At 71.3% G+C, this 6,739-nt stretch carries 5 protein-coding genes; 4 read left to right on the top strand and 1 reads right to left on the bottom strand.

Annotated features, from left to right (window positions below):
• The coding region (gene smc, locus ACIY1X_RS20435) for a chromosome segregation protein SMC (RefSeq protein WP_399684088.1) at nt 1-3,428 on the bottom strand (3,428 nt) is incomplete at its 3' end.
• A 114-nt stretch (nt 3,429-3,542) separates the two neighbouring features.
• Between smc and ACIY1X_RS20430 the strand changes: the two genes are divergently transcribed.
• From ACIY1X_RS20430 to ACIY1X_RS20415, 4 genes are all read left to right on the top strand, one after another.
• Entirely contained in the window at nt 3,543-4,286 is a 744-nt protein-coding gene (locus ACIY1X_RS20430) for a hypothetical protein (RefSeq protein ID WP_399684085.1), read from the top strand.
• Between the two features lie 42 nt (nt 4,287-4,328).
• On the top strand, nt 4,329-4,652 hold the full coding sequence (locus ACIY1X_RS20425; protein ID WP_399684082.1) for a helix-turn-helix domain-containing protein: 324 nt from the start codon (nt 4,329-4,331) through the stop codon (nt 4,650-4,652).
• Nucleotides 4,649-5,953 carry a type II toxin-antitoxin system HipA family toxin gene (locus tag ACIY1X_RS20420; RefSeq protein ID WP_399684079.1) on the top strand — a complete coding sequence of 435 codons (1,305 nt, stop codon included), beginning with the start codon at nt 4,649-4,651 and terminating at the stop codon, nt 5,951-5,953. Before ACIY1X_RS20425 ends, ACIY1X_RS20420 begins: the two co-directional genes overlap by 4 nt.
• A 97-nt stretch (nt 5,954-6,050) precedes the next feature.
• Nucleotides 6,051-6,739 (top strand): mobilization protein (locus ACIY1X_RS20415; RefSeq protein WP_038216390.1); only part of this gene is annotated, 689 nt, incomplete at its 3' end.

Here is a 6,739-nt window from a genome sequence, read left to right as displayed (position 1 = left end):
TCCGCCATTTCCATCGCGATCTTGTTGTGGCTGATGAAGAGGAACTGCGTTTCCTTGCTCATCGCGGTGACGAGCTTGGCGTAGCGCTCGGTGTTGGCGTCGTCCAGCGGCGCGTCCACCTCGTCCAGCAAACAGAAAGGCGCGGGGTTGAGCTGGAAGATGGCGAACACCAGCGCGATGGCGGTGAGCGCCTTCTCGCCGCCCGAGAGCAGGTGGATGGTCTGGTTCTTCTTGCCGGGCGGCTGCGCCATCACCTGCACGCCGGAGTCGAGGATCTCGTCGCCGGTCATGATGAGCTTGGCGTTGCCGCCGCCGAACAGCTCCGGGAACATGCGGCTGAAGTGCTCGTTGACGGTGTTGAAGGTGCCGCCGAGCAACTCGCGCGTCTCGCCGTCGATCTTGCGGATGGCGTCTTCCAGCGTGGTGATCGCCTCGTTCAGGTCGGCCGACTGCGCGTCGAGGAAGGTCTTGCGCTCGCGCGCGCTGGTCAGCTCGTCCAGCGCCGCCAGGTTGACGGCGCCCAGCGAGGCCACCTCGCGGTGCAGGCGGTCGATCTCGCCCGAGAGGCCGGCCAGCCGCACCTTCTCTTCCTCCACCGAGGCGGCCACCGCCGCCACGTCGGCCTGCGCGTCGGCCAGCAGTTGCTCGTACTGCTCGAAGCCCAGGCGCGCGGCCTGCTCCTTGAGCTGCACCTCGGTGATGCGCTGGCGCAGCGGGTCGAGGGCGCGCTCCAGTTGCAGGCGGCGCTCGTCACTGGCGCGCAGCTTGGCGGTGAGGTCGTCGTACTGGCTGCGCATGGCGCCCAGGGCCTGCTCGCGCTCCAGCTTGAGGGCCAGCGCGTCCTGCAGGCCGGCCTGCGCGGCGGCGTCCGACAGGCGCCCCAGCTCGGCCTCGGCACGCTCGCGCTCGTCGGCCAGCGACGTGGCCTGCTGCGCCGCCGTCTCGATGGCGCGCTGCAGCTCGGCGCGGCGCGCCTCCAGCGTGCGCTGCGAGAAGGCGGCTTCCTGCACCTGCCGCTCCAGGCTGCGGTGCTGCTCGCGCGCGGCGGCGAGCGCGCGGCCGGTCTCGATCACCTTCTCTTCGAGCTGGGCGTGGCGCTCCTGGCTGTCGGCCAGTTGCATGTCGAGTTCCTCGAAGCGGGCCTCGGCGGCGATGCGGCGCTCCTGCAGGTCCTCGAGCTGAGCGTCCACCTCGCCCAGGTCGGCGTCGAGCTGCTGGCTGCGGGCGCGGGTCTGCTCGGCCAACTGGCCCAGACGCAGGGTCTCGACCTGCAGCTCGTGCGCACGCGACTGCGTGTCCGCCGCCTCGCGACGCGCGGTGACGAGGCGCGAAGCGGCATCGGCGTACGACGCCTCGGCGCGGACCAGCGCGGTGCGCGCCTCGTCGTTGATCAGCGCCTGCGCCTTGAGCTGCCGCTCCAGGTTCTCGATCTCCTGCTGGCGCGCCAGCAGGCCCGACTGCTCCGAGTCCTGCGCGAAGAAGCCGACGCTGTGGGCGGTGACGGCATGCCCGTCGCGGACGTAGATCGTCTCGCCCGGCGCCAGGCGCTCGCGCTGGGCCAGGGCCTCTTCGAGGCTGTCGGCGGTGCAGCAGCCGTGCAGCCAGTGGGCCAGCACGGCCTGCAGGCCGGCGTCGTTGATGCGCAGCAGGTCGGCCAGCCTCGGCAGGCCGCTGCTGCCGCTGGCCGCCGGGGCGGCCGCGGACGGCGGGCTGTAGAAGGCCAGCTTGGCCGGCGGCGCGTCGCTGCCGAAGGCGCGCGCCATGTCCAGGCGCGAGATCTCCAGCGCGCCCATGCGCTCGCGCAGAGCCGCTTCCAGCGCGTTCTCCCAGCCCGCCTCGATGTGGATGCGGCTCCACAGGCCCTGCAGGCCGTCGAGGCCGTGCTTGGCCAGCCAGGGCGCGAGCTTGCCGTCGGTGCGGACTTTCTCCTGCAGCGCCTTCAGCGCCTCCATCCGGGCCGACAGCTCGGCCAGTCGCGCGCCCTCGGTGTTGACAGCCTGCTGCCGCTCGCGGCGGGCCTCGTCCAGCTGGGGCACGCTCTCCTGCAGGTCGTGCAGGCGCGCGTCGGCCTCCTCGGCCGCCTGCTGCGCCTCGGCGAGCTGCTGCTGCAGCTCGGCCAGCCGGGCCTCGTCCGGCGCGGCCAGCGCGTTGCGGTCGGCCCGCAGGCGCTCGCTGCGCTGGCCGAGCTGGCGCGACTGCTCCTCGATGTTGCGCTGGTCGGCGGCCAGCACCTGGATCTGCTGCTGCACCTGCACGACCGAGCCGCGCTGTTCGTTGGCCTCCTCCTGCGCACGCTGCAGCGCTTCTTCCAGCTCGGGCAGGCGGGCGTCGTGTTCCTCGAGCTGGGCGGCCAGGATCGCAGCCTGCTCCTCGGCGTCGACGCCCTGCCCAGCCAGCGTCTCGATCTCGGCCTCCGCGTCGGCGCGGCGGGTCTCCCACTGCTGGATCTGCTCGGCCAGTTGCACCAGGCGCTGCTCGACACGCTGGCGACCCTCGACGACGAAACGGATCTCGCCCTCCAGCTTGCCGACCTCGGCGCTGGCCTCGTAGAGGCGCCCCTGCGCCTGGTTGACCTGGTCGCCGGCGGCGTAGTGCGCCTGGCGGATGGTCTCCAGCTCGGCCTCGACATGGCGCAGGTCAGCGGTGCGCGACTCGAGGTCGTTCAGCGCCTTGTCGGCGTCGGCCTTCAACCGCGCCTGATCGGCCTCGGCCTCGCTGCGCTTGAGGAACCACAGCTGGTGCTGCTTCTTCGTCGCCTCGGCCTGCAGCGCGTTGTAGCGCGCCGCCACCTCGGCCTGCTTCTCCAGCTTGTCGAGGTTGGCGTTCAGCTCGCGCAGGATGTCTTCCACGCGCGTGAGGTTCTCGCGCGTGTCCGAGAGGCGGTTCTCCGTCTCGCGCCGGCGCTCCTTGTACTTGGAGACGCCCGCCGCCTCTTCCAGGAACAGGCGCAGCTCCTCGGGCTTAGACTCGATGATCCGGCTGATCGTGCCCTGGCCGATGATGGCGTAGGCACGCGGGCCCAGGCCGGTGCCGAGGAACACGTCCTGCACGTCGCGCCGGCGCACCGGCTGGTTGTTGATGTAGTAGCTGCTGGTGCCGTCGCGCGTGAGCACGCGCTTGACGGCGATCTCGGTGAACTGGCTCCACTGGCCGCCGGCGCGGTGGTCGGCGTTGTCGAACACCAGCTCCACGCTGGAGCGGCTGGCCGGCTTGCGGCTGGTGGTGCCGTTGAAGATCACGTCCTGCATCGACTCGCCGCGCAGCTCGCTGGCACGCGACTCGCCCAGCACCCAGCGCACCGCATCCATGATGTTGGACTTGCCGCAGCCGTTGGGGCCCACCACGCCGACCAGTTGGCCCGGCAGCATGAAGTTGGTGGGCTCCGCGAAGGACTTGAAGCCGGAGAGCTTGATGGAGTTGAGACGCACGGCGGGAGCCCTGATGCCAAGGCGTTGATTTGCAAGGAAAAATGCACGGAGCGGTGCGCTGCCGCCCGGGCCGGGAATGATAACGTGCGGCCCATGCGCTCCCTGCCCGCTTCCGTGACCTTTCCCCCGCGCCGCGCGCTCGTGTTGGCCGGCCTGGGCAGCCTGCTCGGGCTCGGCGGCTGCGGCGCCTTCAGCAACACCGAGCGGGCCGAGTCCTATTCCGGGCAGGAGTGGCTCGAATCCGGCGCCAACCGCATCGCCAACCTGGCGCTGCGCGACAACCTCCAGTCGATCCGCCGGGTGCAGCTCTCGCTGTACCGGCGCAACCCGCGCGAGTGGCGCAAGTGGGCCGCCAGCGCCGACGACGCCATCGCCCGCACCTGGGAGGCCGTCGAGCAGGACCGCCCCCTGCCCGAGCTGCGCGGCGCCACCAGCATCGACGCCGTGCGCCTGGCCTTCGAGACCGGCCCCGCGCCCGCCTACCAGGGCGACCGGGTGGCGGCGCTGGTGATCGGCTGGGCCGCCATGCTCAAGCAGGCCAACGGCGACACCTGGCGGCAGACCATGATCGACGGCGTGAGCGCCGAGAACGCCTTCCGGGCGGCGCGCAACTTCGAGATATCGCTGTGGCTGCTGGCCTCCAAGGCCGGGCCGGACGGCCAGCCGCTGCTGCTGTCGACCGAGATCAGCGGCCGCGGCCGCAACCTGGTCGTCGACCGGGAGCTGTCCAAGGTGGTGGCCCGCCTCGACCTGCTGGCCGCCCAGGCCGACGAGAAGTACCGCCGCGCCGCGCTGGACTTCAGCCAGAGCTGGCTGCTGGGCAACCTGGGGCCCTTCTTCGCGATGGTCTCCCGCTAGGAAGTATCTTTCCTTTTTCTTTCGATTCGGTATTATGTTTCCGTGAATAAGCGGGAACTCATCGAACAGCTCGCGCGCCGGCGCGAGGCACTGGGCCTGACGGCGGCCCAGCTCGCCGAACGCTCGGGCCTGACGGAGCGCTCCATCCGCAACGCGCTGGGCAGCCGCCAGGGCAACCCGCAGCTGTCCTCGCTGCTGGCGCTGGTGGGCGCGCTGGACATGGAGCTGCAGCTCGTACCGCGCGGCTTCGGCCCGGCCCTGGCCGAGGGTGCCGAGCCGGGCTACCGACCGGTGGTCACGCGCATCGGCCAGGCGGTGGCCGATGGCCTGCCGCCCCAGCCCCCCGCGCCCAGGTCCAAGCCATGAACGTCAAGATCCTCGAAATCGCCCTGGCCGGCCGCCGCTGGGGCAAGCTGTTCCAGTACGGCGACCTGTGCCGCTTCGTCGCCGAGCCCGGCGTGGTGGCCGAGCCGCCGCCGCAGGTGCTCTCGCTGTCCATGCTGGCGAGCGATGCCGCGGCGCAGTCCGCCCTCTGGGCCGACGTGCGCAACCCGCTCTTCAACGCCCAGGGCGGGCGCCTGCCCGCCTGGTTCCAGAACCTGCTGCCCGAGGGCGTGCTGCGCACCCACATCGCGCAGCTGCGCGGCTGCCGCGAGGACGACCACTTCGAGCTGCTGGCCGCCTGCGGCGGCGACCTGCCCGGCGCCGTCACGGCACGGCCGGTCGAGGTGGACCGCGCCACGCTCCAGCGGCTGGTGACGCAGGACCAGGACGCGCTGGAGATGTCCGTGCTGGCCGATCCGCTGCCGCAAGGCATCTCCGTCTCGGGCGTGCAGCCCAAGCTGGTGCTGGCCCGCCAGGGCCGGCGCTACACCGCCCGCGTGCGCACCGGCCGCGGCGTGCGCGTCATCGCCAAGCTGCCGGTGGCGGGGCGGCCGCACATGCCGCGGCTGGAGATGCTTTCGCTGCAGCTGGCGCGCGCGGCCGGCGCCGACGTGTGCCATGCCGAACTGGCGCCGCTCTCGGCCATCGAGGCCGAGCACGGCTACGCCCTGCCCGACGAGCCCGAGTTCCTGGCCGTCACCCGCTTCGACCGCGCCGGCGCGAAGCGCATCCACTTCGAGGACTTCGCGCAGGTCCTCGCCGTCGACCCGCAGGACAAGTACGCCGGCAGCTACCTGGCCATGGCGTTGGCGATGCGCGCCTTCCCCACGCTGGGCGAGGAGGCGATGCTGGAGCTGCTGCGCCGCCTGGCGGTCAACGACCTCCTCGGCAACCCCGACGCGCACCTGAAGAACTTCGGCGTGCTCTACCCCGACGGCCTCGTGCCCAGGCTGGCCCCCGCCTACGACATCGTGGCCTACGCGGCCATGCAGGGCGCGGAAGGCCATGCGCTGCCCCTCATGCCGCCCGCGCCCGGCACGACCGCCGCCGCCGCGCGCCGAAGCAGCCTGTTCACCCCGGCCAGCGTGCGCGACTTCTGCTTCGCCACCGGCCTGCACGAGCCGCGCGTGCGCCGGCTGGTGGCCGACACCGTGCGCCTGGCGCGCGAACACTGGCCGGCGCTGATCGAGACCGCCGCCCTGCCCCCCGAATGGAAGGCGCGGCTTTCGCGCCGGCTGGCCTCGCACCCGCTGCTGGACGGCATGGCGCGGCGCGGGCGATGACGTGCCCTCCTCCTAGAATGAACCGCACCTCTTCCGACGCCGCACGGCGTGCGCGCGGCGGCCCTTCCTCCACCGTTTTTCCTTCCCGAGTCCATCCATGAGCTCCCTGAACTTCATCGGCGGCGAAAAAGGCGGCGTCGGCAAGTCGGTCACCTCGCGCCTGCTGGCGCAGTACTTCATCGACCACAGCCGGCCCTTCGTCGGCTTCGACACCGACCGCTCGCACAACTCCTTCACCCGCTTCTACGAGGGCTTCGCCTCGCCGATCGTGGTGGACAGCTTCGAGGGGCTGGACAAGGTGGTCAACGGCTTCGAGCACAACCCGGCGCAGAGTGTCATCGTCGACATGGCGGCGCAGACGCTGGCGCCGCTGTCCCGATGGATCGGCGAGTCGGACCTGTTCACCGTCTTCAAGGAGCTGGGCGTCAACGTCAACTTCTGGCACGTGATGGACGACGGCCGCGACTCCAGCGACCTGCTGGGCAAGCTGGTCGACACCTTCGGCGACCGCGCCCACTACATCGTGGTGCAGAACTACGGCCGCGGCAGCGACTTCGCGATGATGCTCGGCTCGCAGTCGCTCGCCAAGGCGACGGCGCTGGGCGCGCAGGTCATCTCGCTGCCGCGCCTGCAGGAGGCGAGCATGCGCAAGATCGACGCGCACAACAGCAGCTTCTGGAAGGCCGTGAACGACAAGGAAGGCCCCGACGCCCTGGGCCTGCTAGAGCGCCAGCGCGTCAAGAGCTGGCTGGCGACGGCCTATGCGTCCTTCGACACGCTGCCGCT

The sequence above is a fragment of the Xenophilus sp. genome (genome assembly GCF_044462705.1).
In the GTDB taxonomy this organism is placed as follows: domain Bacteria; phylum Pseudomonadota; class Gammaproteobacteria; order Burkholderiales; family Burkholderiaceae_C; genus Xenophilus; species Xenophilus azovorans.
The sequence above is the reverse complement of the archived record's forward strand: the minus strand, read 5'-3'. Positions and strand labels throughout refer to the sequence as shown.

Coding starts and splice junctions, on each gene's coding strand:
- ACIY1X_RS20420 (WP_399684079.1), top strand. CDS start 4,649: ATGAACGTCAAGATCCTCGAAATCGCCCTGGCCGGCCGCCGCTGGGGC.